Below are 23,403 nucleotides of genomic sequence, written 5' to 3' on the forward strand. Positions count from 1 at the left end.
GTGGGCTCATGAGCAACCAGGACCGCTACATCCCCGGAGTCCCGTGCTGGATCGACACCACGCAGCCCGACCCCGAGGCCGCCGTCGCGTTCTACGGCGACCTGTTCGGCTGGGAGTTCGAGGACGTCATGCCGCCCGGCTCGCCCGCCAGGTACTTCGTCGCCCGCATCCGCGGCGGCGACGTCGCCGCCGTCGGAGCCCAGCCTGAGGGCGCGCCGCCGGCGGCCGTGTGGAGCACCTACGTGTGGGTCGCCGACGCCGACGAGACCGCCGCCAAGGTGCGCGCCGCGGGCGGCAGCGTGCTCAGCGAGCCGATGGACGTCATGGACGCGGGACGGATGGCCGTCTTCGCCGACCCGGCCGGCGCCGCGTTCCGGGCGTGGCAGCCGAACCGGCACCGAGGCGCGACCGTGGTCAACGAGCCAGGCTCGCTGAACTTCAACGACCTCCACACGAGCGAAGTCGACGGCGCGCGCGAGTTCTACGGCGCGGTGTTCGGCTGGGACCTGCTCGACGGGGGCATGTGGGCGCTCCCCGCCTACGGCGACTTCCTCGAGCAGCGCGCGCCCGGCTTCCGCGACCGGATCGCCGAGATGGGCGCCCCCAAGCGCTTCGAGGAGGTCGTCGCGACCCTCGTCCCGGTCGCCGACGAGCCCGCCCATTGGGGCGTGACGTTCGCGGTCGACGACGCCGACGCCGTCGCGAGCCGGGCGGCGGAGCTCGGCGGCCGGGTCGTCGTCCCGCCGTGCGACGCCCCCTGGGTCCGGATGACCGTGATCGCCGACCCGCAGGGCGCCACGTTCACGGCCACCAAGTTCGTGCCGGAGAACAAGGACCTGGCGCCGGCCGACAGCTCCGCGACCGGCGCCTGAGCGGCGCCCAGGTGCGGCGCGGGCGGCGCCCGGCGCGCGCCCGCGTCACGCCCGGGCCGGGACGTGCGTGGCCCGCCCGCCGAGTGCGGCGACGGCGAGCGCGGCCAGCACGAGCAGGGCGAGCGTCTCCGGCAGGCCGGCCTGGTCGGCGAGGAACCCGATCACGGGCGGGCCGACGATGAAGCCGGTGTAGCCGACGGTGAACGTCGCGGCGAGCGACGGACCCGGCGGATCGAGCCGGCCGGCGGCGCTGAAGAGCAGCGGCACGGCGTTGGCGATGCCCAGGCCGCAGAGCGCGAAGCCGATCACCGCGGGCACCGCGGACCCGATCAGCAGCACGCCGCCGAGCGCGACGGCGACAAGCCCCATCCCGCCGCGCAGCAGCGGCCCGGCGCCGAGGCGCTGATTGAGCAGGTCGCCACCGAGCCGCGCGATCGCCATGCCGAGCGAGAACCCGGTGAAGCCGGTCGCGGCCGCCGCCGCGGTCGCGCCGAGGTCCTGCTTGAGGTAGATGCCGCTCCAGTCGCCGATCGCGCCCTCAGTCATCATCGCGAGGAAGCACAGCGCGCCGATCAGCAGCACGGCGCGCGACGGCAGCGCGAAGCCGGTGCCGCCCTCGGAGTGCGTGGACGCGCTCCCGAGCCGGCCGCCGATCCACGACGCCATCGCCAGCCACAGCGCGACGCCGACGATCAGGCTCTCGACCCGCGGGTCCAGCCCGGCGGCGCCGGCGGCCGCGGCGATGCCGGAGGATGCGAAGCCGCCGAGGCTCCAGCCGCCGTGCAGCGAGGACATGATCGGCGTGGGCAGCTCGCGCTCGACGGCGACCCCGTGCGCGTTCATCGACACGTCCATCGCGCCGTTGGAGGCGCCGAAGACGAACAGGATCGCGCCGAGCATGTAGGGGCTCGTCGCCAGCAGCGGCAGCGGCAGCATGAGGCAGAAGATCAGCGCGGCGGTGCGGGTGACGGCGCCGCTGGAGCGGCGGTCGAGGATCTGGCCCGTGAGCGGCATCGAGACGAGCGCGCCCGCGGCCATGCACAGCAGGCACAGCCCGATCGTCCCCTTGGTGACGCCGAGCTTGTCCTGCAGCCACGGGATGTGGGCGACCCAGGTGCCGATCATCGCGCCGTTGACGAAGAACGTCGCGAACGTGGCGGCGCGCGGCCTCATACGGGGCCACCGTTCGTCGCGGCGCGGGCGCGAGCCTCCGCCGAAGCATGCGAGCGCACGGCGCGGGTCATGCGGCGACCACGTCGATCCCCGCGGTCGCGAACGGGCGCGTCAGCTCGTCGTCGCCGTCGGTCACGAGGTGGGCGACGTCGGCCAGGCGGGCCACGACCCAGGGACTCGCGGTGCGCAGCTTGTCGGCCGTGGCCATCGCGATCACCTCGCCCGCGCAGGCGACCATCGCACGCTTGACGTGCGACTCGTCGTGATCGAGCGTGGTCACGCCGACCTCGGGGTGCAGCGAGCAGACGCCGAGCACGCAGACGTCGGCGCGGATCGCGTGCAGCGCCTCGACGGTGGCGGCGCCGACGGCGACCTGCGCCTGCTTGATCAGCCGCCCGCCCAGCAGCACGACCTCGGCGCGCGGGTGCGCGGCCAGCGCGGCGGCGATCGGCGGCGAGTTGGTGACGACGGTCCCGTCGTAGGCGGGCGGCAGCCGGCGCGCCAGCTCCAGCGGCGTCGTCCCGCCGTCGAGCACGATCACGCGCGCGCCCTCGAGCAGCGGCAGCGCCGCCTCGGCGAGCGCGACCTTGGCGTCGTGCGCCAGCTCCAGCCGGCGCGCGAAGGAGCCGGTCGGCGGCGGCGCCGGGAGCGCCCCGCCGTGGACACGCTGCAGCAGCCCCTGGTCGGCGAGGTCGCGCAGGTCGCGCCGCACCGTGTCCTCGGACACGCCGAGGCTGGCCACCAGCTCGGAGGCGACGACCTTCCCGTCGCGCTCGAGCCGGCCGAGGATCGCCTGTCTGCGCTCGGCGGTCAGCACCGTGCGGGTTATAGCACGGAGTTGCGGGTTTGTGCCGGTTTGCCTGGACCTATGCGAGCTTCTCGCGCTGGCGCTCAGGCGTGATCTCGACGACGTTCCACGCGAGCCGGGTCGCGCGCATCGCGCGGATCACCCAGCCGGTCGGGTCGATCTCCCACGCCTTGAGCCCGTGGAAGGCCGAGCGCGGGAACGTGTGGTGGTTGTGGTGCCACGCCTCGCCCATCGACAGCGGGGCGAGCCAGAAGACGTTGGTCGAGTGGTCGTCGACGTCGAAGCGCCGGGTGCCGAAGAAGTGGCACACCGAGTTGATCGACCAGGTCACGTGGTGCAGCAGGAAGATGCGCACCGGGCCGCCCCACAGCGCCGCCTCCAGCGCACCGCCGAGCGTGCCGGCGACGGCGTAGCCGACGGCGAACGGGATCGCGATCCCGGCCACCACCCAGAGGCCGAAGGTGCGGTGGATGAGCCGCATGCCACGGTCCTCGTAGAGGTCGCGCGCGTAGCGCGAGTGCTCGGCCTGGCCGGACTTGTCGAACAGCCAGCCCATGTGCGCGTACCAGAGGCCCACGATCGCGCCCTTGACGCCCTCGCCGTGCCCGTGCGGCGTGTGCGGATCGCCTTCTTGGTCGGTGTGCGCATGGTGCTTGCGGTGGTCGGCGACCCACGACATGACCGGGCCCTGGACCGCCATCGAGCCGACGGCGGCGATGACGTACTGCAGCCACTTGAACGTCTGGAAGGAGCGATGCGTCAGCAGGCGGTGGAACCCCAGCGTGACGCCGAGGATCGTGACGACGTACATCACGAGCAGCACCGCCAGCGACGACCAGCGCACGACGGTGCCCCAGAGCAGGGCGCCGGCGACGATCACGCCGACGAAGGGCAGCATGACGCCGGTGAGGTTGGAGAGCTGGTGCACCCTTGACATGTCGTGGAGTCCTACCCGCTAGCGCGCCGATCGGCCTGACGCGGATCGACACTCGTTGACAAGGATTCTTGTAGCCTCGGCACAATGGTCATGCAGGCCACCCTTCCGCCTGAGGCGGCCGACGCCCTGCGTCCTGAGCTCCCCCGGCTCGCCGACGACATCATCGCGGCGATCTCGGTCGAGGTGCCGGATTATGCCCGGCCGATGGAGGGACGCTTCGGCGACGTCACCCGCTTCGGCGTCGAGGTGGCCCTCAGCCGCTTCGTCGACCTGCTCGTCGGCGAGCTGCACGACGACGCCAGCACGCGCGAGACCTACGTCAAGCTCGGCCGCGGCGAGTTCCGCGCGGGCCGCTCGCTCGACGCGCTGCTGGCCGCCTACCGCGTCGGGGCGCGCGTGGCCTGGCGGCGCTTCGTCGACGCCGGGACGCGCGGCGGCCTGCCTCCGCAGGCCCTGTACGACCTCGGCGAGGCGATCTTCGCCTACATCGACGAGATCTCCGCCGAGTCCGTCGAGGGCTTCGCGGAGGCGCAGTCGGCGGCGGCCGGCGAGACGCAGCGGCGGCGGCGCCGGCTGCTGCGCCTGCTCGCCCAGGACCCGCCGGCCGAGGCGGAGGCGGTCCGCACGGCGGCGCAGGCGGCGGGCTGGCCGCTCCCGCGCTCGGTCGCCGCGATCGTCGTGGGCGAGGACGAGAACGAGGACGCGGTCGACGCGGTCGCCGCCCGGCTGGCGCGCCGGCTCGGCGAGGGCGCGGTGGGCGCCGCCGTCGGCGGGCTCGCGGTGGTGATGCTGCCCGACCCCGCCGGACCGGGACGCCGGCGCGCGATCGAGACCGCGCTCGCGGGCCACCCCGCGGCGCTGGGCCCCGCCGTCACGTGGCCGGACGCGGCGGTGAGCCTGCGCCGCGCGGCGGCCGCCTACCGCCTCCCCGGCCGGCAGGCCGGCGCCTCCCCGGCCGGCCAGTCCGCGGCCCCCTCCTTCGGAGAGTCTGGCCTGGTCGTCGCCGACGACCATCTCCCGGCCCTGCTGCTGGCCGCCGAGCCGGCGCTCGCGTCCGATCTCGCGCGCACCCGCCTGGCCCCGCTCGACGGGCTGGCGGCCGGGCCGCGCGAACGCCTGGAAACCACGCTGCGCGCGTGGCTGGACCGCCCCGGGCAGGTCCAGGCGGTGGCCGAGCAGCTCGGCGTGCATCCGCAGACCGTGCGCTACCGGCTCAAGCAGCTGCGAGAGCTCTTCGGCGCCCGTCTGGAGGACCCGGACGCGCGCTTCGAGCTCTCATTGGCCCTTCGCGCGGCGGCCGGCGTTCGCTATTCATAGCGCCATGCGCCTTCTCGTCACCGGGGCCGCGGGCATGCTGGGTACCGACGTCGTCGCGGCCGCCGAGGCCCACGACGTCGTCGCGCTCGCCCGGGCGGACCTGGACATCACCGACGCGGACGCCGTGCGCGCCGCCGTGCGCGACGCGCGGCCCGAGGCGGTGATCAACTGCGCCGCGTGGACGAACGTCGACGGCGCCGAGACGGCCGAGGGCGAGGCGACGGCGATCAACGGCGCCGGCGCCGGGCACGTCGCCGCCGCCGCCGCGGAGGCCGGCGCCTTCACCGTGCACGTGTCGACCGACTACGTCTTCGCCGGCGACGCGAGCGAGCCCTACGTGGAGTCCGCCCCGACCGGTCCGCGCACGGCATACGGGCGCTCCAAGTTCGCCGGCGAGCGCGCCGTCGCCGCCGCCGCGCCCGGCGCGCATGCGATCGTCCGCACGGCGTGGGTGTTCGGCCCGCATGGGCGCAACTTCGTCGACACGATGCTGCGGCTCGGCGCCGAGCGCGACGCGCTGTCGGTCGTGGACGACCAGGTCGGCTGCCCGACGTACACCGGCCACCTCGCGCAGGCGCTGCTGGAGATCGCCGCCACGCGCCCGAACGGCATCCTGCACGTCGCCGGGGGCGGCCGCTGCTCCTGGTTCGACCTCGCGCGCGCGACCTTCGAGGCCGCCGGCATGACCGTCGCCGTCAAGCCCTGCACCACGGCCGACTACCCGCTTCCCGCGCCGCGTCCCGCCTTCTCCGTGCTCGGCTCCACGCGCGCCGGCGCCCCCACGCTCCCGTCCTGGCAGGCGGGCCTCGCCGCCCACCTGTCGGCCAGAAAGGTCGTCCACGCATGAAGCTGCTCGTCTGCGGCGGAGCCGGCTTCATCGGCTCCAACTTCGTCCGCATCCGGACCCGCGACCACGGCGACGAGGTCGTCGTGCTCGACAAGCTGACGTACGCGGGCCGGCGCGAGAACCTCGAGGATCTCGACGTGCGCCTGATCGTCGGCGGGATCGAGGATCCGGACGCCGTCGCGGAGGCCGCCGAGGGCGCCGGCGCGATCGTCAACTTCGCCGCCGAGACGCATGTCGACCGCTCGATCTCCGAGCCGGAGGCGTTCATCACCACGCACGGCATGGGCACCTACGTGCTGCTGGAGGAGGCGCGGCGCCGCGGGCTGCGCTACGTGCAGGTCTCGACCGACGAGGTCTACGGGTCGATCGAGGAGGGCTCGTTCACCGAGCAGTCGCCGCTGAACCCGTCCTCGCCGTACTCGGCGTCCAAGGCCGGCGCCGACCTGCTGGTCGCGTCCTACCGCCACACGTACGGGCTCGAGGCGCTGATCTGCCGCGGCTCGAACAACTACGGCCCCTATCAGTACCCCGAGAAGCTGATCCCGCTGATGGTGCTCAACGCGCTGCACGACGACAAGCTGCCCGTATACGGCGACGGCCGGCAGGTCCGCAACTGGATCTACGTGGAGGACTTCGCGCGCGGCATCGGCACCGTGCTCGAGCGCGGCGAGCCGGGCGAGGTCTACAACGTCGGCGGCCCCGACGAGGCGCCGAACCTCGACGTCGTGCGCAAGATCATCGAGTACACCGGCAAGGACGAGTCGCTGATCGAGTACGTGACCGACCGGCCGGGCCACGACCGCCGCTACTCGCTGGCGTCCGACAAGGTCTGCGGCCTCGGCTGGGAGGCGCAGGTGCGCTTCGCCGAGGGGCTCGAGCGGACGGTCGACTGGTACCGCGAGAACACCGCCTGGTGGGAGCCGATCCGCTCGGGCGAGTACCGCGCGTACTACGAGCGCCAGTACGGGCGCGCGCTCGGCTGAGCGAACCGCTAGGAGCCGCCGAGGGCGCTGGCCCGCCAGCTCGCGCCCTCCTTGACGAACGAGAAGGTGGCGGTCGGGCCGTCCTTGCCCTGGCGGACCTGCGCGGTCGCGTTGGCGCCCGTCACCTTCACGCTGCGCACCTGGAGGTCGTAGTCGCTGGCGTCGCGGATCGCGTTCTTCATCTCGGTCTGGCAGTCGCCGCCGGCCGTCTTGAGCTGGTCCAGCAGCTGCTTGGCGAGGATGTCGTCGCAGATCGTCTTCGCGTCGCCGCGCCGGCCGGCCGTGGCGAGCTTGTCCACGACGTCGGCGACGTCCTTCTGCGCGCCCTTGAACTGGACGTCGGAGGAGGAGCTCTGGGTCGAGCCGCAGGCGCTCAACGCGAGCGCGGCGGCCACCGGGACGACCAGGAGGCGGCGCATCGTGTGAGAGCGTAGCTCAGCACTTGGCGGGTTTGGCCGCTCCCGGCGGCAGGCACAGCCTGCGCGCCTGCGGGACGCGCTTGCGCCTGATCTCGAAGCGCAGCACCTTGCCGACCGAGTCGGGCGCCGTGATGCGCACCTCGATCGTCGTCCCGGCCCGCAGCGAATGGCGGAAGAGCTTCGTCAGGCTCGCACTCCCGTTCGCCTTCAGCGCCGGCGTCCGGCGCTTGAACGGGCAGCGGCGGCCGCTGCAGCGGACCTCCACCGCCGCCCCCGGAGGAGCGTCGCCCACGCGCATGCGCAACACACGCGCGCCCGTGCGCGTCGCGCGCCACTCGTAGGAGACGGCCGCGGCGACGCGACCCGGCGTGTCGCCGCCCGCGCAGTCGTCGTCGATGCCGTTGCCGGGGACCTCCCGCGCCCCCGGGTGGACGGTCGAGTTCGTGTCGTCGCAGTCGGCGGGCGGGGAGACGCCGTCGCCGTCGCGGTCCGGCGGCGGGGCGGGGACCGGCGCGGGCGACGGCGCCGGCGCCGGCGCGGGCCGCCGGATCCGGTACGCCGGAAGGCACGTGCCGTCGGCGCGGCAGAAGTCGTAGCGCAGGTACGCGATCTGGTTCGGGTCCAGCGCGAACCGGTGATCGATCGGCGTGTAGACCGCCTTGCTCTCGGTCACCGAGTAGGAGGCCAAGGTCGCCCCGGCCGCCGTGAACGCGGACACCGTGAGCTTGACCGCGTAGCCGTCCGGCGTCCCGGCGTCCTTGATGCGTCCGCGCGGGAACGCCTGACCGTCCGGGAGCGCGGAGCCGGAGGGCTCGTTGAACGGGTTGTCGTCGATCGCCGCGTAGCCCCACGCGGGCTTGAACTCCACCGCGAGCGCCTGCGGAGCGGCGGCCGCGGCCGCCACCGTCACGAGCGCAAGGATCCCCAGCCGCCGCATCATCGGCGTCAGCCTACTCATGGCGAGATCGTCGCTGCCGCAGCCCGGTGCGAGGGCGCGGAATCGACCATCTAGCATCGCTCGCCTGTGTCCGCTCTGACCGCCCTCAACGCGGAGGTCGTCGCCTGCCGCCGCTGCCCGCGGCTGGTCGAGTGGCGCGAGCGGGTCGCGCGCGAGAAGCGCGCGGCGTTCCGCGACCAGGACTACTGGGGCAAGCCGATGCAGGGCTTCGGCGATCCGGGGGCGCGCATCCTCGTGCTCGGTCTCGCGCCGGCCGCGCACGGCGGCAATCGCACCGGGCGCATCTTCACGGGCGACCGCTCGGGCGACTTCCTGTTCGCCTCGATGCACCGGCTCGGGCTGGCCAACCAGGCCGAGAGCGTCTCCCGCGACGACGGCCTGGCGCTGCGCGGCGCCTACGTCGTGGCGGCCGTCCGCTGCGCGCCGCCGGCCAACAAGCCCACGCCCGAGGAGCGCGAGAACTGCGCGCCGTGGCTCGAGCAGGAGGTCTCGCTGCTGCGCGACCTGCACGTCGTCGTCTGCCTCGGCGGCTTCGCGTGGGAGAGCGCGCTGCGCCTGCGGGCGATGCTCGACGGGGATGCGATTCCGCGTCCGCGCCCGCGGTTCGGCCACGCGGCCGAGCTCGAAGGCGTGCCGTGGACGCTGCTGGGCTGCTTTCACCCGAGCCAGCAGAACACGTTCACCGGGCGACTGACGCCGGGGATGATGGACGCGGTGTTCGCGCGCGCCGTCGAGCTCGCGAGGTGAGCCGCTACGGCGAGATCCTGCGCTCGCCGCAGGTCGGCCCGCTCGTGGCCTCGGCGCTGCTCTCGCGGCTGCCGATCGGCATCAACGCGCTGGCGATCGTCCTCTACCTGAGCCAGCGCACCGGCTCGTTCGCGATCGCCGGCGCGGTCGCCGGGTCGGTCGCGGCCGGCTCGGGCGTCGGCGCGCCGGTGACCGGGCGGCTCGTCGACCGGCTCGGCCCGCGGCGCGTGCTCGTCCCGCTCGCGCTCATGCACGGCGCGGCGCTGGGCGCGATCGTCGCCTGCGCCGAGGCCGGCCTGCCGGCCGTGGTCCTGATCGCCTGCGGCCTGCTCGCCGGCGCCGCGATGCCGCCGACCATGTCGGTGCTGCGCTCCATGTGGGGCGATCTGGTGGACCCGCGGCTGCGGCAGGCCGCGTACGCGCTCGACAGCACGCTGGTGGAGCTGATCTTCATCACCGGCCCGCTGCTGACGGCGGCGATCACCGCGCTCGCGTCGCCGGCCGCGGCGCTGATCGTCTCGCCCGCCGCCGCGCTCGCCGGCAACGCCATCTTCTCCGCGCTGCCCGCGACCCGGGCGATCCAGCCGGAGCCCGCGCGCGAGGGCGCGAGCCGGCTCGGCGCGCTCGCCTCGCCCGGCGTGCGGACGATCGTCCTGATCTCGCTGCCCGCGGGCATCGCCATCGGCATCTGCGAGGTCGGCATCCCGGGCTTCAGCCGCCACGAAGGGGCGCCGGCGGCGGCCGGCGTGCTGCTCGCCATGTGGTCGCTGGGCAGCGGCGCGGGCGGCCTCGTCTACGGACTGCTGCCGCGCCGCACCGGCCTGCGCCGCATGCACCTGCTCGTGGCCGGGCTGCTGCCGCTGTCGATCGCGCCGCTCGCCGCCGCCACGTCGGTCGCGGTCATGGCGCTGCTCGTGATCCCCGCCGGCTGCACGATCGCCCCGCTGCTCGCGACGCGCAACGAGCTCGTCGCGAGCGTCGCGCCGGAGGGCTCGCGCACGGAGGCCTACAGCTGGCCGATGACGGCGTTCGTCGGCGGCATCGCGATCGGCTCCGCGGTCGCCGGCGCGCTGATCGAGGGCCCGGGCTGGCGCACGGCGTTCCTGACCGCGACCGCGATCGGCGTCGCCGGCTTCCTGCTCGCCGTCGCACGCCGCGCCACGCTCGTGCGAACACGCGTTCGCGTGCGTACCCTATGAGGGATGTCCGATCCATTCGCGAGCTTCACTCCGCAGGTCCGTGAGTGGTTCGGACGCGCATTCGCCGAGCCGACCGCCGCCCAGGCGCAGGCGTGGCCGGCGATCTCCACCGGCGAGCATGTCCTGATCAGCGCCCCGACGGGCTCGGGCAAGACGCTCGCCGCCTTCCTCTGGGGGCTGGACCGCTACGTCGCCGAGCCGAGCCATGAGCGCACGCGGCTCGTCTACGTATCGCCGCTGAAGGCGCTCTCCTACGACGTCGAGAAGAACCTGCGCGCACCGCTGCGCGGGATCGGGGCCGAGCTCAACGTCGCGATCCGCACCGGCGACACGCCGCAGAAGGAGCGGCGCGACATGGTCAAGCACCCGCCAGACGTGCTGATCACGACGCCCGAGTCGCTGTACCTCATGCTCACGTCGGGCGCACGCGAGATCTTCGAGGGCACCGAGACCGTGATCCTTGACGAGATCCACGCGGTCGCGCAGACCAAGCGCGGCGCGCACCTCGCGCTGACGCTCGAGCGGCTGGTCGAGCAGGCCGGGCGCGACGTCCAGCGCGTCGGCCTGTCGGCGACGCAGAACCCGCTCGAGGAGGTCGGGCGCTTCATGGTCGGTCCCGGCCGCCGCGTCCGCGTCGTCGACACCGGCGTCCGCAAGCCGCTGGACCTCAAGATCCACGTGCCCGTCGAGTCGATGGTCGAGCCCGAGCAGGCGGACACCGACCTGGACCCGTTCGCCGGCCAGGAGGCGACGCGCAAGTCGATCTGGCCGGCGATCTATCCGGAGCTGCTCGGACTCGTGCGCGAGCACCGCTCGACGCTGATCTTCGTCAACAACCGGCGCGCCGCCGAGCGCCTGGCGCTGCGGCTGAACGAGCTCGCGGAGGAGGACATCGCGCGCGCGCACCACGGGTCGCTGGCGCGCGAGGAGCGGCTGATCGTCGAGGAGCAGCTGAAGGCCGGCCGGCTGCCGTGCCTGGTCGCGACCTCGTCGCTCGAGCTCGGCATCGACATGGGCGCCGTCGACCTGGTGCTGCAGGTCGAGTCGCCGAAGTCCGTCACCGCCGGCCTGCAGCGCATCGGCCGCGCCGGCCACAACGTCGGCGACACCTCCAAGGGCCGCATCTTCCCGAAGTTCCGCGCCGACCTACTCGAGTGCGCGGTCGTCGCGCAGCGCATGCGCGAGGGCCTGATCGAGACGACGGTCGTCCCGCGCAACCCGCTCGACGTGCTCGCCCAGCAGATCGTCGCGATGGCGGCGAGCAGCGAGGAGCCGCTGGCCGTCGACGCGCTGCTCGCGCTCGTCAACCGCACCTACACGTATGCGGAGCTCTCGCGCGCGCAGCTCGAGAACGTGCTCGACATGCTCGACGGGCGCTACCCGAGCGAGGAGTTCGGCGAGCTGCGCCCGCGCATCGTCTGGGACCGCGTCGCGGGAACGATCCGCGCCCGCAAGGGCTCGCGCGCGCTGGCGATCACCAACGCCGGGACCATCCCCGACCGCGGCCTCTACTCGGTCAACCTGCCGGACGGCCGCCGCGTCGGCGAGCTCGACGAGGAGATGGTCTACGAGGCGCGCCCCGGCCAGGTCTTCCTGCTCGGCGCCTCGTCGTGGCGGATCGAGGAGATCACGCGCGACCGCGTGATCGTCACGCCCGCGCCCGGCGTCCCCGGCGCGGTCCCGTTCTGGAAGGGCGACGGCCTCGGCCGCCCGCGCGAGCTCGGCGAGGCGATCGGCGCCTTCGCCCGCTGGGCGGTCGACCAGGACCCGGCCGTGCTCGAGCGCGACTACGACCTCGACCACAAGGCCGCGGTCAACCTCGTCGAGTTCCTGCGCGAGCAGGAGGCCGCCACGCGCGTGCTGCCGTCGGACCGCACGATCGTGATCGAGCGCTTCCGCGACGAGATCGGCGACTGGCGGGTGTGCATCCTGTCGCCGTTCGGCGGCCGCGTGCACGCGGCCTGGGGACTCGCGCTGAGCGCGCGGATCCGCGAGGTCTACGGGCTCGAGTCCGACGCGATCTGGTCCGACGACGGCATCATCGTCCACCTCCCCGACGCCGACGAGGCGCCCGACGAGCAGCTGATGCTGATCGACCCGGACGAGCTCGAGGACCTCGTCGTCGGGGAGCTCGGCGGCAGCGCGCTGTTCGGCGCCCGCTTCCGCGAGAACGCGGGCCGCGCGCTGCTGATCCCGCGCGCGTACCCGGGCCGGCGCACGCCGCTGTGGCAGCAGCGGCTGAAGTCGCAGACGCTGCTGGAGGTCGCGCGCCGCTACGCGCAGTTCCCGATCGTGCTGGAGACCTACCGCGAGTGCCTGCGCGACGTGCTGGACCTTCCCGGCCTGTACGAGATCCTCTCCAAGCTGCACCGGCGCGAGCTGTCGCTCGTGGTGGCCGAGACCGAGACCGCGTCGCCCTACGCGTCCTCGCTGCTGTTCGACTACGTCGCGACCTACATGTACGAGGGCGACCAGCCCAACGCCGAGCGCCGCGCCGCGGCGCTCGCGCTCGACCGCGAGCTGCTGCGCGAGCTGCTCGGCCAGGAGGAGCTGCGCGACCTGATCGACCCGGGCGCGCTGGACAGCGTGGAGGCCGACCTCCAGCGGCTGTCGGAGCGCACGCGCGCGGACTCCGTCGACGCGCTGCACGACGTGCTGCGCCGCGTGGGCGACCTCACGCTCGACGAGGCGCTGCTGCGCGGCGGGACCACGGCATGGCTCGAGCAGCTGCGCGGCGAGCGCCGCGCCGCCGAGCTGCGCATCGGCGGCGAGAGGCGCTGGATCGCCGCCGAAGACGCGGGCCTGTACCGGGACGCGCTCGGCGCCGTCCCGCCGTCCGGGCTGCCGGAGAGCTTCGTCGCCGACGTGCCGGACGCGATGCAGCGGCTCGTGCGCCGCTACGCGCGCACGCACGGGCCGTTCGAGACGAGCGCGCTGCGGGCCCGCTACGGGCTCGACCTCACGCCCGTGCTGGAGGCGCTCGAGCAGGGCGGCGCGCTCGTGCGCGGCGAGCTGCGGCCCGGCGGCACGCAGCGCGAGTGGTGCGACCCGGAGGTGCTCCGGCGCCTACGGCGCGCGTCGCTGGCCGCGCTGCGGGCCGAGATCGAGCCCGCCGACCAGCGCGCGTTCGCCCGCTTCCTCGCCAGCTGGCAGGGCGTCGACCGCCACCCGCCGGCCGGCGCGGGGGTAGACCGCCTGCGCGAAGCGCTCGTCCCGCTGCAAGGTTTGCCGCTGCCCGTCGCGGTCTGGGAGCACGACGTGCTGCCGCGGCGCATCGGCGCCTACTCGCCGTCCTGGATGGACCAGCTGTGCGCCGGCGGCGAGGTCGTGTGGGTCGGCGCGGGTGCGCTCGGGCGCCGCTCGGGCCGCGTCGCGCTGTACTTCCGCGAGGACGCGCCGCTGCTCGGCCCGCCGCCGCGCTCCGGCGAGCCGCCGGAGGAGCCCGTCCACGAGGCGCTGCGCGAGCGCCTGCGCGCGGGCGCCTGCTTCTTCACCGACCTCCTGACCGACGTCGGCGGCTTCACGACGGAGGAGCTGCAGAACGCGCTGTGGGATCTCGTGTGGGCCGGCGAGGCGACCAACGACGCGTTCGCGCCGCTGCGCTCGCCGAAGCTGACGTCGTGGTCTCAGCGCGCCCGCGCCGAGCGCCGGCGGACGTTCGCCGCGCGCCGCCGCAGCGGCGCCCAGCCCGCGATGCAAGGCCGCTGGTCGCTCTCGAGCGCCCTCTTCGGCCGCGACGAGGATCCGGTGGGCCGGCGCCGCGCGCAGGCCGAGGTGCTGCTCGAGCGCTACGGCATCGTCACGCGCGAGCAGGTGCTGGCCGAGGGGATCCCCGGCGGGTTCTCGTCGCTGTACGACTCGCTCGCCGCGCTGGAGACGATCGGCATCGCCCGGCGCGGGTACTTCGTCGAGGGCCTGGGCGGCGCCCAGTTCGCCCTCCCCGGCGCGGTCGAGCGCCTGCGCGCGCAGCGCGACGACGACGCCGCGCCGCCGGTCGTGCTCGCCGCGACCGACCCCGCGCAGCCCTACGGCGCGGCGCTGAAGTGGCCGGACGGCCCGCGCCGGCCCGCCCGCCAGGCCGGCGCCTACGTCGTGCTGGCCGGCGCCGAGCCGGTGCTGTTCGTCGAGCGCGGCGGCAAGGGCCTGCAGGTGCTCGTCGACGCCGACGACCCACGCATCGAGCCGGCGGTCGAGGCGCTCGCCGAGTTCGTCGCCAAGGGCCGCATCAAGCGGCTCGCGCTCGAGAAGGTCGACGGCGAGGCGGTCGTCGGCTCGCAGTGGGAAGAGCGCCTGCTCGCGCTCGGGTTCCGCGCCGGCCCGCGCAAGCTCACGCTCACGTCCTAGTGCCTTGAGTCGTAAATTCGGCTGCTCTGCGGCGTCCGACGGGTCGTGCCTGCGGGCACACGGCAGGCGCTCGCATACTGGTGGTACGTGTGCGCCTGCCGGGGGCCCGCAGGCGCGGGCCGGCGCCGCCGGCTGCCGTCGAATTTCCGACTCACGGCACTAACCCAGTGGGATCTCCGCGACGACCAGCGTGCCGCCGCCGGCCGGGCTCTCGACGAAGAGCTGGCCGTCGAGCACGGCGAGCCGGTCCGCCAGCCCGACGAACCCGCTGCCGCCGGGGTGGGCGCCGCCGGCCCCGTCGTCGCGGACCTCGACCCGCAGCGTCGCGTCCCCGACGCACACGCGCACGTGTGCGCGGCCCGCGAGCGAGTGCTTGGCGACGTTGGTCAGCGCCTCCGCCACGACGAAGTAGGCGCTCGCCTCGACGGCCGGCGGGAAGCGGTCGGCGGACACGTCGAGCTCGACGGGCACCGGCGTCCGCGACGCCAGTCCCTCGATCGCCGCCTGCAGCCCTCCGCGCGTCAGCACGGGAGGCAGGATCCCCTGCGCCAGCTCGCGCAGCTCGACGGTCGCCTGCTCGGCGTGATCGAGCGCCTCGGAGACGAGCGCGGACGCGGACGCGTCGTCGGATCCGAGCGCGCGGCTCGCCAGCTTGAGCGTGATCACGGTGTGGACCAGGCGCTGCTGCGCGCCGTCGTGCAGATCGCGCTCGATCTGACGCCGGGTCGCATCCGAGGCCGCGACGACGCGGGCGCGCGACGCGGTCAGCGCGGAGCGGCTCTCGGCGTTGGCGATCGCGGTGCCGGCGAGCTCGGTGAACTCGGCCATGCGCTGCTCGGCGTCCTCCGGGAAGCGCTCCCGCTCGGTCCCCGCGGCGATCGAGCCCCACAGTGACCCCTCGACCACGATGGGCACCGCCACGGTGCAGCGGATGCCCATCCGGCCGATCCCCCGTTCGACGGCCGGAGGAGCGTCGTCGTAGTCGTCGACGCGAGCCGAGCGGCCGGTCCGCGCGACCTCGCAGAGCGCCATGCCGGGGCGCAGCGCCAACCGGGAGCCCACCGGCAGCTCGCGGCTCGCGGTCCCGCTGCTGGCGACGATCTCCATCGTCCCGTCGGGCTCGAGGCGGCCGATCGTCGTGGCCTGGGCATCGAGCAGCCGCCCCACCTCGCCGGCGACCGCCGAGAAGACCTCCGCGGCCGGCACGCCCCTCGCGACCAGCGTCGCGACGCGCCGCAGCGCCGCCTGCTCGCCCGCGAGCCGCCCGAGCTCGGTCTCGGCCCTCCGGCGCTCGGTCACGTCGCGCGCCATCCCGTAGATCACCCCGTCCTCGGCGGCCGGGGTCGACGTCCACTCCAGCAGGCGGAAGGAGCCGTCCTTGCAGGCGAACCGGTTCTCGAACGACAGCGTCGTCTTGCCCGCTCCGATCGCGGCCGCCTCCGCGGCCGTCCGCTCGCGGTCGTCCGGATGCACGAGGTCGAGGTAGGCCCGCCTCAGCAGGTCCTCCTCGGAGTAGCCGAGGACCTGCGTGACGGCCGGGTTGACGCGCCTGAAGTGGCCCCTGAGGTCGGCGACCACGATCAGGTCGGGCGACAGGGTGAAGATCCGGTCGAGCTCCTCCTGCGCTCTCGCGCGCCGCGCGGCGTTGACGCCGAGCGCGGCCGTGGAGCCGGCGAGGATGAGGCCCGCGGCGAGGATGATCCAGGGCAGCACCACCGCCGCACCGTGCACCGGCCGGCGCGGCACCGCGACGTCGAACCGCTGTCCGGCCTCCGTGAAGGCGTGGTGCACGGCGTTGCGCATCGGCGCCCCGGCCGAGCCGCCGCCGACCGTGAGCCGCAGCGTCGCCGTGTCGGTCGCCGCGGCGCGCAGCCACAGCTCCGACAGGAACACGACCACGTACCCCGGCCGCACCACGCCGCCGGCGAGCCGCGGCGCGAGCTTGACCAGGAAGAGCCCGCGCGCACCGTCGCGCAGCTCCAGCAGCGGCGTCGCGCCCGCGTCGTAGAGCGTGCTCGCGCGCGCCCGGGCCGCGCTCATGCCCGGCTCGCCGCCGAGGTCGATCCCGGGCACCGTCATGGGCGGGATTCCCGAGACCAGCGTCGCCGGCAGGTACGACGAGCGCGATCCGACGCGCACGACCCTGCCGTCCGCGCTGCGCGTCACGACCGGCCGGCCGATCCGCCGCTCGTAGGCGCCGCGACCGGAGGCCGGGACCTGCTCGGCCCACGCCGAGGCGGGGAAGCCGGCCGGGCTGAGCCAGCGCGACGCGTTGCTCTGGAACTCGCCGCTCGTGACGCCCTTGCCGCCGACGCTCACCATGAACCGGCGCAGGCTCTCGGCGAGCGACGCGCCCTGCTCGACCCGCCCGCGGATCTGCGCCGCCGCGACCTCGGCGCGGTGCTCTGAGTCGCGTCGGGCGTCGCGCTCGCCGAGCAGCAGGGCGCTGAGGAAGCCTGCGGCGGTCAGCCCGAGGATCAGCACTATCGGTGCGATCTGCCTCGGCCGCACTCCGTAAGCTCTCCCGGAAACCAGGACATCGGTTTGACAGGACCCTAGGTGAAGATCTGGCCGATCGCGACCGTGGCCGTCTCGGCGGTCCTCTTCCCGGGCGACGCCGTCGCGGCCGCGCCTGCGCCCGTCCGGATGGGTGTCGTCCTCAACGCGCTCGACAACCCGTTTTTCCTGGCGATGTACGAGGGGACGCGCTCCGAGGCGCGGCACCTCCGGGTGAGCGCGGCGGTCCGATCGGTGACGAGCAACGCCGACCTCGCCGGCCAGGCCGCGCAGGTCCGGGCGCTCGGACGCAGGGACTGCTACGTGGTGAACCCGATCACCGCGACCAACCTCGTCGGCGCCCTGCGGAGGATCAAGCGCCCGATCGTCAACGTCGACAGCCCGATCGACCCTGCGGCCGCGAAGCGCGCAGGGGTGCGGGTGCGCACGTACATCGGCACCGACGACCTCGAGGCGGGAAGGACCGGCGGCGCGAAGATGGCGGCGCTGCTCCACGGCCGTGGCGACGTGGCGCTCGTCGGCGGCCTTGCCGGCAACGTCAACAGCGGCGTGCGCCTGCGCGGCTTCGAGCGCGGGATGCGCGGTTCACGGCTCCGCGTCGTCGCGCGGGTCAACGCCGACTACGACCGCACCAAGGCCGAGATCGCCGCCGAGCGGATCCTGCGGGACCACCCGCGCATCTCCGGCTTTCTCGCCGCCAGCGACCTGATGGCGCTCGGGATCGCCGACGCGCTGCGGGCGGCCGGGCGGGCCGGTCAGGTCAGGGTTGTCGGATTGGATGGCATCGCCGAAGCACTCGACGCGATCAGGACGGGCGGGATCGACGCGACGGTGTCCCAGTACCCGTACGTGATGGGGCGGATGGCGGTCGAGGCGTGCGCGGCGGGCGCCCGCGGTGCGGACCTGCCCCGGCGGGTCGACGCTCCGATCGCGCTGCTGACCAAGGACAACGTCGCCCGGGCGATCGCGGCGTTCCCGAAGCCGTTCCAGCCGTACCGCGACCCGTTCGCCGCCCTCATCCGCAGGCGCGGGTGAGGTCTTGCACGCGGCCGCCACGGCACTCGTGGCGGCCCGAGACCTGCACCCGCATGGCGTCCTCGTCGACATCCGGCTTGGCGACGAGGACGGCATGGCGCTCGCCGAGCAGCTGACTGCGCTGCCCTGGCGGCCGCGCGTCGTCCTGACGTCGGCTCACGCCGACGCGGCGACCGCGGACGAGGTCAGGCGCTGTGGCACAGGCGCCTTCCTTTCGAAGGACGAGCTTCCGAACGCGCCGCTGAAGCGGCTGCTCGGCGGGTCGCCCGAGCCCGGACCTGACCATCGGTGGTGACCGGCCGGGAAGCCCCAGTGACCAAACCGGGCCTCCCTCGTTGTGCGTCAGCTGTTGGTTGAGCTGCGCTTCGGTGGGTGGATGAGCAACGAGGCCCGGACGAGGTCGCGCTGCGCCTGGTGGGCGACGGGCGACGACGACGGCGGGTTCTCCCTGACCACGGGCATGACAAAGATACGGGGTTGATTGGATCGCATTCGCTTGGTTCCTCCTGACTCCACACCGGACGCTAGGCGTCAGGAGGCGGCTTCGGAATGCCGCACAACGCGAACTTGTCGATGGCCCCTTGTGCACATCCGACAAAGGCGCCCGCCCGCGACCCCCTTACGTCCGCCCGGCGCGCGCCGTATAGCGCTTTTCGCGCAACGCCCTGCGCATCACTCGGGCGGCGCGCGGATAGCGATAGAGGCGGAACTCGGAGCCCAGCGCGTTGCCCTGGTTGTACGAGAGCATCCTGACCCGCGGATGGGCGGCGACCCAGGTGAAGAAGCGGCGCATGAACGACGGATCGTCGCTTCCCCACATCGCCCACTCGCCGAACACGAACGGCTTGCCCGCGTAGCGCCTGGAGTGGTAGAAGCGCGACAGGCCGCCGAAGTTCGGGAAGCGCGAGTAGAAGTCGGTGCCGACCCAGTCGACGTAGTGCGACCCCGGCCAGTACGCCGCCGGCCGGTTGCCGGGGATGTCCGGCGAGCCCGCCGTCATCGGCACCCACTGCAGCGCGACGTCCGGGCGGGCCAGGCGCGTCACGCGGACCGGGCCCTTGACGCGCGGGGCCCGCAGCCGCGGCAGCCCGACGCCGCGCAACCGGCGGTCGATGCGGGCCACGCGGCCGCCCTTGACGATCAGGTAGACGCGCCGCCACGCCTGCCGGAACCAGTAGCGCGAGTGCGACTCGCCGCGTGAGCCGCCGTCGCCGTCGTAGGCGCTGTACGGGTTGGCGGCGTTGTTCATCTCGCTGAAGAGCCGCAGGTACACGGGCCTGCGGTGCACGGCGAAGTCCTGACCGAGCCGGTACAGGTAGCCGTCCTCGCGGCCGAGGGCGATCCGGCGCGGGGTCGCGCGCTCGTCCGTGCCCGGCCCGTTGTAGGTCGAGAGGTGCACCATCAGCCCGGCCCTGGCCGCGCCCGCACGGCGGTAGGCGTAGCGGAAGCGGTCGCCCCAGGCGACGAAGAACTGGTAGACGGCCGGCTTCTTGCCGGTCGCGCGTATGTAGCCCTGGCAGGTGCGCCCGCCGGCGACACCGACCATCACCTTGCGCGACGGCGCGAGGTAGGGCTTGGCGGCGGCGGGGGACGCAGGGACGAGGCAGGCCAAGGCCAGCAGGCCCACCCGCAGCAGACGGCGCGGCATGGGGCATGATCCGGACGTCGTGGGTGCCTTGAAACCCGCCTCTCGGAGCAGCGCTGACTGTCCGCGGGGTCAGCTGTCGCGCCTGTTCCCCCGGCCAGCATGACCGGCCGAGATGACAGCTGCCGACAAGTTCGCGCCTCACGTCGAGGCGCCTCCACGCCAGGCGCTTGCGGGCGTACGCGTGCTCGAGGCCGGCACGCTGATCGCCGGCCCGTTCGCCGGCCGCCTGCTGGCCGAGTTCGGCGCGGAGGTGATCAAGGTCGAGGCGCCGGGGCATCCCGATCCGCTGCGGGAGTGGGGCCTGCAGCGCCACAACGGCCACACGCTCTGGTGGGCCGTCCAGTCGCGCAACAAGAAGTGCATCACGCTCGACCTGCGGCGCGACCGCGGGCAGGCGCTGTTCCGCGAGCTCGCGCGCCGCAGCGACGTGGTGCTGGAGAACTTCCGTCCCGGCACGATGGAGCGCTGGGGCCTCGGCTGGGAGCAGCTGCACGCCGTCAACCCCGGCCTGATCATGGCGCGCGTCTCGGGCTACGGGCAGACCGGGCCGCTCGCCCATCGCGGCGGCTTCGCGGCCGTCGCCGAGGCGGTCGGCGGCCTGCGCTACATCAACGGCTACCCGGACGAGCCGCCGCCGCGCGCCGGCATCTCGCTCGGCGACTCGCTGGCGGCGATGTTCGCGCTGCAGGGCATCCTCAGCGCGCTCTACTGGCGCGACGCGCGCGGCGGAGAAGGGCAGATGGTCGACGTCGCGCTGACCGAGGCCTCCTTCTCCCTGCTCGAGAGCGCCGTTCCGGAGTACGACCTCACCGGCGCCGACCGCGAGCCCCAGGGCTCGACGATCGGCGCCAACGTCCCGTCGAACATCTTCTGCACGCGCGACCGCCGCTGGGTCGTGATCGCGGCCAACATGGAGGGCGTCTTCCGCCGCCTGATGACCGTCATCGGCCGGCCCGAGCTGGCCGACGACGAGCGCTTCTCGACGCACACCGGGCGCACCGCCGGCAAGGACGAGCTCGAGGGCGCGATCGGCGAGTGGGCGCGCACGCTCGACGCCGACGAGATCGACCGCCGGCTCGCCGACGCCGGCGTCCCCTGCGGACCGGTCAACCGGATCTCCGACATCTTCCGCGACCGCCAGTTCCGCGCCCGCGACATGCTCGTGGAGATGCACGACGAGGATCTCGGCGACTACGTCGCGCCGGGCGTCGTGCCGAAGCTCTCGGCCACGCCGGGGCGCCTGCGCTGGTCGGGGCCCCCGCCCGGCTCCCACAACCGCGAGGTCTACGGCGACCTGCTGGGGCTCGACGACGGGGAGCTGTCGGTCCTCGCGCGCGAGGGGATCGTGTGAGCCTCGCGATCTGCGACGTCGGCCCCCGCGACGGACTCCAGAACGACGCCGTCCTGCTCGCGCCCGCCGAGCGCGCGCGACTCAGCGCCGAGCTGGCCGCCACCGGGCTGCCGGGCGTCGAGGCCGCGAGCTTCGTGCGCGACGACCTGGTGCCCGCGATGGCCGGAGCCGAGCAGGTCATCGAGGAGCTGCCGCACGCCGATGGCACGACGTTCTCCGCGCTGGTGCTCAACGAGCGCGGCCTGCGCCGTGCGCTCGCCGCCGGCGTCGAGGAGGTCCACATCGCCGTGATGGCCACCGAGGCGTTCGCGCAGGCCAACACGCGCATGTCGCTCGAGCGCGCGCTCGAGGCCGGGCGGACCGTCGTCGCGGGTGCCAAGGCGGCCGGGGTGCGCGTCGTCGGGACCGTCAGCGTCGCGTTCGGATGCCCGTTCGAGGGCCGCGTCCCGCCGGCCGCCGCGCTCGCAGCCGCCGAGGCGCTCGCGGCCGCCGACGCGATCGTCCTCGCGGACACGATCGGCGTCGCGACCCCGCGCGCGGTCGGCTCGCTGGTCGCGCAGGCGCTCGAGCTGGGACGGCCCGTCGGCGTCCACCTGCATGACACGCGCAACACGGCGATCGCCGGCTCGCTCGCGGCGCTCGCCGCGGGCGCGACGAGCTTCGAGACCTCGGTCGGCGGGCTCGGCGGCTGCCCGTTCGCGCCCGGCGCGACCGGCAACCTCGGCACCGAGGACCTGGTCTACGTCTTCGAGGGCGAGGGCGTGGCGACCGGTGTCGACCTCGACGCCGTCATCGGCGTCAGCCGGCGGCTCGAGCAGCGGCTCGGGCACCCGGTGCCCGCGGCGCTGACGCGCGACGGCCGGTGGCCGGCGTGAGCGCGAGCGTCGCGGCGCGGCTGGACCGGCTGCCGGTCGCGCCGCTGCACCGGCGGATCGCGATCGTGGTCGGCCTCGGTGCGTTCTTCGACCTCTTCGACATCTTCCTCGGCGGCGTCCTCGCGGCCGTGCTCGCGAACCCGTGGCACCTGAGCACCAACGGCAAGGCGCTCGTGATCGCCTCCGGCTTCGCCGGCATGTTCGTCGGCGCCGCGGTGTTCGGCGCGTGCGCGGACCGCTTCGGCCGGCGGCGGATGTTCCTCATCAACCTGCTCGTGTACTCGGGCTTCTCGCTGCTCGCCGCGGCGGCCCCGGACCTCGGCTGGCTCGCCGTGCTGCGCTTCCTCGGCGGCCTCGGCCTGGGAGCGGAGCTGACGCTCGCCGACACCTACCTGAGCGAGATCCTGCCCGCCCACGTGCGCGGGCGCTACATCGCCCGCGCGTACACGTTCGGGTTCGTCGGCGTGCCGCTGGCGGCGTTCGTCGGCGGCCGCTTCGTCGCCGGGCACGACCTCCTGATCGCCGGCTGGCGCTGGCTGCTGATCGCCGGCGGGATCGGCGGCGCGATCGTCTGGATCCTGCGCCGCAGCCTGCCGGAGTCGCCGCGCTGGCAGGCGATCCACGGCGACGCGGCCCAGGCGGAGCGCACCGTGGCCGCGATCGAGGCGCAGGTCAAGCGCGAGCTGAAGCTCGCCGCGCTGCCCGAGCCGGCCGCGACCGGCGCGCTCGCGGCGGCGCCCGCGAAGGCGTCGCTCAAGGAGGCGTTCAGCGGCGAGTACGCGCGCCGCTCGGCGATGCTGTGGATCTTCCACATCCTGCAGTCGGTCGGCTACTACGGCTTCGGCTCGCTCGCGCCGCTCGTGCTCGCGAGCAAGGGCTTCGACATCGTCGCGACGCTCGGCTACAGCGCCCTGATCTTCCTCGGCTACCCGCTGGGCTCGGCCGCCTCGATCGGGATCGTCGAGCGCTGCGAGCGGCGCACGCTGATCATCGCCTCGGCGCTGGCGATGGCCGCCCTCGGCGTCGTCTTCGGGTTCGCGCAGGCGCCGTGGCTGATCCTGGTCAGCGGCTTCCTGCTGACCGCGGCGAGCAACGTCTTCTCGAACGCGTACCACATCTACCAGGCCGAGATCTTCCCCACGCGCATGCGCGCGACGGCGATCGGCTCGGCCTACTCGCTGAGCCGGCTGAGCGCCGCGATCCTGCCGTTCGTGAGCGTCTCGATCCTCGACAGCGTCGGCGCCACGGCGGTCTTCCTCGGCTGCGCCGGCATCCTCGTGGTGCTGTGCCTCGACGTCCGCCTGCTCGGCCCGCGCAGCACGGGCCGCACGCTCGAAGCAGCGTCGACCGGCCCGCAGGACGCGGCGCCGGCG

Annotated in this window: 19 protein-coding genes; 12 read left to right on the forward strand and 7 right to left on the reverse strand. The window is 74.1% G+C overall.

Annotated elements, in window-relative coordinates:
• The first annotated feature begins 8 nt into the window (after positions 1–8).
• A complete protein-coding gene (locus H958_RS35575; protein WP_051323928.1) occupies positions 9–872 on the forward strand; it encodes a VOC family protein in 864 nt (287 codons plus the stop codon).
• Positions 873–917: 45 nt separating this feature from the next.
• On the opposite strand, the gene H958_RS35580 is transcribed toward H958_RS35575, so the two are convergent.
• From H958_RS35580 to H958_RS35585, 3 genes are all read right to left on the reverse strand, one after another.
• On the reverse strand, positions 918–2,045 hold the full coding sequence (locus H958_RS35580; RefSeq protein ID WP_037409338.1) for an MFS transporter: 1,128 nt from the start codon (positions 2,043–2,045) through the stop codon (positions 918–920).
• Positions 2,046–2,112: 67 nt separating this feature from the next.
• Entirely contained in the window at positions 2,113–2,862 is a 750-nt protein-coding gene (locus tag H958_RS0106845; RefSeq protein ID WP_028058108.1) for a DeoR/GlpR family DNA-binding transcription regulator, read from the reverse strand.
• 49 nt (positions 2,863–2,911) lie between these two features.
• Positions 2,912–3,790, reverse strand: a complete 879-nt coding sequence (locus H958_RS35585; protein WP_037409339.1) for an acyl-CoA desaturase — start codon at positions 3,788–3,790, stop codon at positions 2,912–2,914.
• 90 nt (positions 3,791–3,880) lie between these two features.
• Here H958_RS35585 and H958_RS35590 point away from each other — a divergent pair, with 90 nt between their 5' ends.
• Genes H958_RS35590 through rfbB form a run of 3 tightly spaced genes read left to right on the forward strand, consistent with a single transcriptional unit; the run spans position 3,881 to position 6,937 of the window.
• Positions 3,881–5,107 carry a PucR family transcriptional regulator gene (locus tag H958_RS35590; protein WP_156027750.1) on the forward strand — a complete coding sequence of 409 codons (1,227 nt, stop codon included), beginning with the start codon at positions 3,881–3,883 and terminating at the stop codon, positions 5,105–5,107.
• A 4-nt stretch (positions 5,108–5,111) separates the two neighbouring features.
• A complete protein-coding gene (gene rfbD, locus H958_RS35595) occupies positions 5,112–5,954 on the forward strand; it encodes a dTDP-4-dehydrorhamnose reductase (protein ID WP_037409341.1) in 843 nt (280 codons plus the stop codon).
• Positions 5,951–6,937 carry a dTDP-glucose 4,6-dehydratase gene (rfbB, locus tag H958_RS0106865; RefSeq protein WP_028058109.1) on the forward strand — a complete coding sequence of 329 codons (987 nt, stop codon included), beginning with the start codon at positions 5,951–5,953 and terminating at the stop codon, positions 6,935–6,937. Before rfbD ends, rfbB begins: the two co-directional genes overlap by 4 nt.
• An 8-nt stretch (positions 6,938–6,945) precedes the next feature.
• On the opposite strand, the gene H958_RS0106870 is transcribed toward rfbB, so the two are convergent.
• Positions 6,946–7,356 (reverse strand): hypothetical protein, encoded by a 411-nt coding sequence (locus H958_RS0106870; protein ID WP_028058110.1) that lies wholly within the window; start codon positions 7,354–7,356, stop codon positions 6,946–6,948.
• A gap of 16 nt (positions 7,357–7,372) precedes the next feature.
• Positions 7,373–8,314, reverse strand: coding sequence for a putative metal-binding motif-containing protein (locus H958_RS0106875; protein ID WP_196807252.1), 942 nt, complete (start codon positions 8,312–8,314; stop codon positions 7,373–7,375).
• Positions 8,315–8,380: 66 nt separating this feature from the next.
• Between H958_RS0106875 and H958_RS0106880 the strand changes: the two genes are divergently transcribed.
• Genes H958_RS0106880 through H958_RS0106890 form a run of 3 tightly spaced genes read left to right on the forward strand, consistent with a single transcriptional unit; the run spans position 8,381 to position 14,604 of the window.
• On the forward strand, positions 8,381–9,061 hold the full coding sequence (locus tag H958_RS0106880) for a uracil-DNA glycosylase (RefSeq protein ID WP_028058112.1): 681 nt from the start codon (positions 8,381–8,383) through the stop codon (positions 9,059–9,061).
• Positions 9,058–10,260 carry an MFS transporter gene (locus H958_RS35600; RefSeq protein ID WP_051323929.1) on the forward strand — a complete coding sequence of 401 codons (1,203 nt, stop codon included), beginning with the start codon at positions 9,058–9,060 and terminating at the stop codon, positions 10,258–10,260. The genes H958_RS0106880 and H958_RS35600 overlap by 4 nt, the downstream gene beginning before the upstream one ends.
• 3 nt (positions 10,261–10,263) lie before the next feature.
• Positions 10,264–14,604 carry a DEAD/DEAH box helicase gene (locus tag H958_RS0106890; RefSeq protein WP_028058113.1) on the forward strand — a complete coding sequence of 1,447 codons (4,341 nt, stop codon included), beginning with the start codon at positions 10,264–10,266 and terminating at the stop codon, positions 14,602–14,604.
• 159 nt (positions 14,605–14,763) lie between these two features.
• On the opposite strand, the gene H958_RS42920 is transcribed toward H958_RS0106890, so the two are convergent.
• Positions 14,764–17,088: a PAS domain S-box protein gene (locus H958_RS42920; protein WP_051323930.1), complete on the reverse strand. Its 2,325-nt coding sequence runs from the start codon at positions 17,086–17,088 to the stop codon at positions 14,764–14,766.
• A 75-nt stretch (positions 17,089–17,163) separates the two neighbouring features.
• Between H958_RS42920 and H958_RS0106900 the strand changes: the two genes are divergently transcribed.
• Both H958_RS0106900 and H958_RS35610 read left to right on the forward strand, forming a co-directional pair.
• The gene (locus H958_RS0106900; protein WP_028058114.1) at positions 17,164–18,156 is read left to right on the forward strand and encodes a substrate-binding domain-containing protein; all 993 of its coding nucleotides are present in this window, start codon (positions 17,164–17,166) and stop codon (positions 18,154–18,156) included.
• Between the two features lie 4 nt (positions 18,157–18,160).
• Positions 18,161–18,451 carry a response regulator gene (locus H958_RS35610; protein ID WP_051323931.1) on the forward strand — a complete coding sequence of 97 codons (291 nt, stop codon included), beginning with the start codon at positions 18,161–18,163 and terminating at the stop codon, positions 18,449–18,451.
• 324 nt (positions 18,452–18,775) lie between these two features.
• Here the strand turns inward: H958_RS35610 and H958_RS0106915 are convergent, their stop codons facing one another.
• The gene (locus H958_RS0106915; RefSeq protein WP_028058115.1) at positions 18,776–19,804 is read right to left on the reverse strand and encodes a glycoside hydrolase family 26 protein; all 1,029 of its coding nucleotides are present in this window, start codon (positions 19,802–19,804) and stop codon (positions 18,776–18,778) included.
• 112 nt (positions 19,805–19,916) lie between these two features.
• Here H958_RS0106915 and H958_RS0106920 point away from each other — a divergent pair, with 112 nt between their 5' ends.
• The 3 genes from H958_RS0106920 to H958_RS35615 all read left to right on the forward strand — a co-directional run.
• Positions 19,917–21,155 carry a CaiB/BaiF CoA transferase family protein gene (locus tag H958_RS0106920; protein ID WP_051323932.1) on the forward strand — a complete coding sequence of 413 codons (1,239 nt, stop codon included), beginning with the start codon at positions 19,917–19,919 and terminating at the stop codon, positions 21,153–21,155.
• A complete protein-coding gene (locus H958_RS0106925) occupies positions 21,152–22,030 on the forward strand; it encodes a hydroxymethylglutaryl-CoA lyase (RefSeq protein ID WP_028058117.1) in 879 nt (292 codons plus the stop codon). Before H958_RS0106920 ends, H958_RS0106925 begins: the two co-directional genes overlap by 4 nt.
• On the forward strand, positions 22,027–23,403 hold a 1,377-nt coding region (locus H958_RS35615), incomplete at its 3' end, for an MFS transporter (protein ID WP_196807254.1). The genes H958_RS0106925 and H958_RS35615, both read left to right, overlap by 4 nt.

It is taken from the genome of Candidatus Solirubrobacter pratensis (genome assembly GCF_000425945.1).
GTDB classification, from domain to species: Bacteria; Actinomycetota; Thermoleophilia; order Solirubrobacterales; family Solirubrobacteraceae; genus Solirubrobacter; species Solirubrobacter pratensis.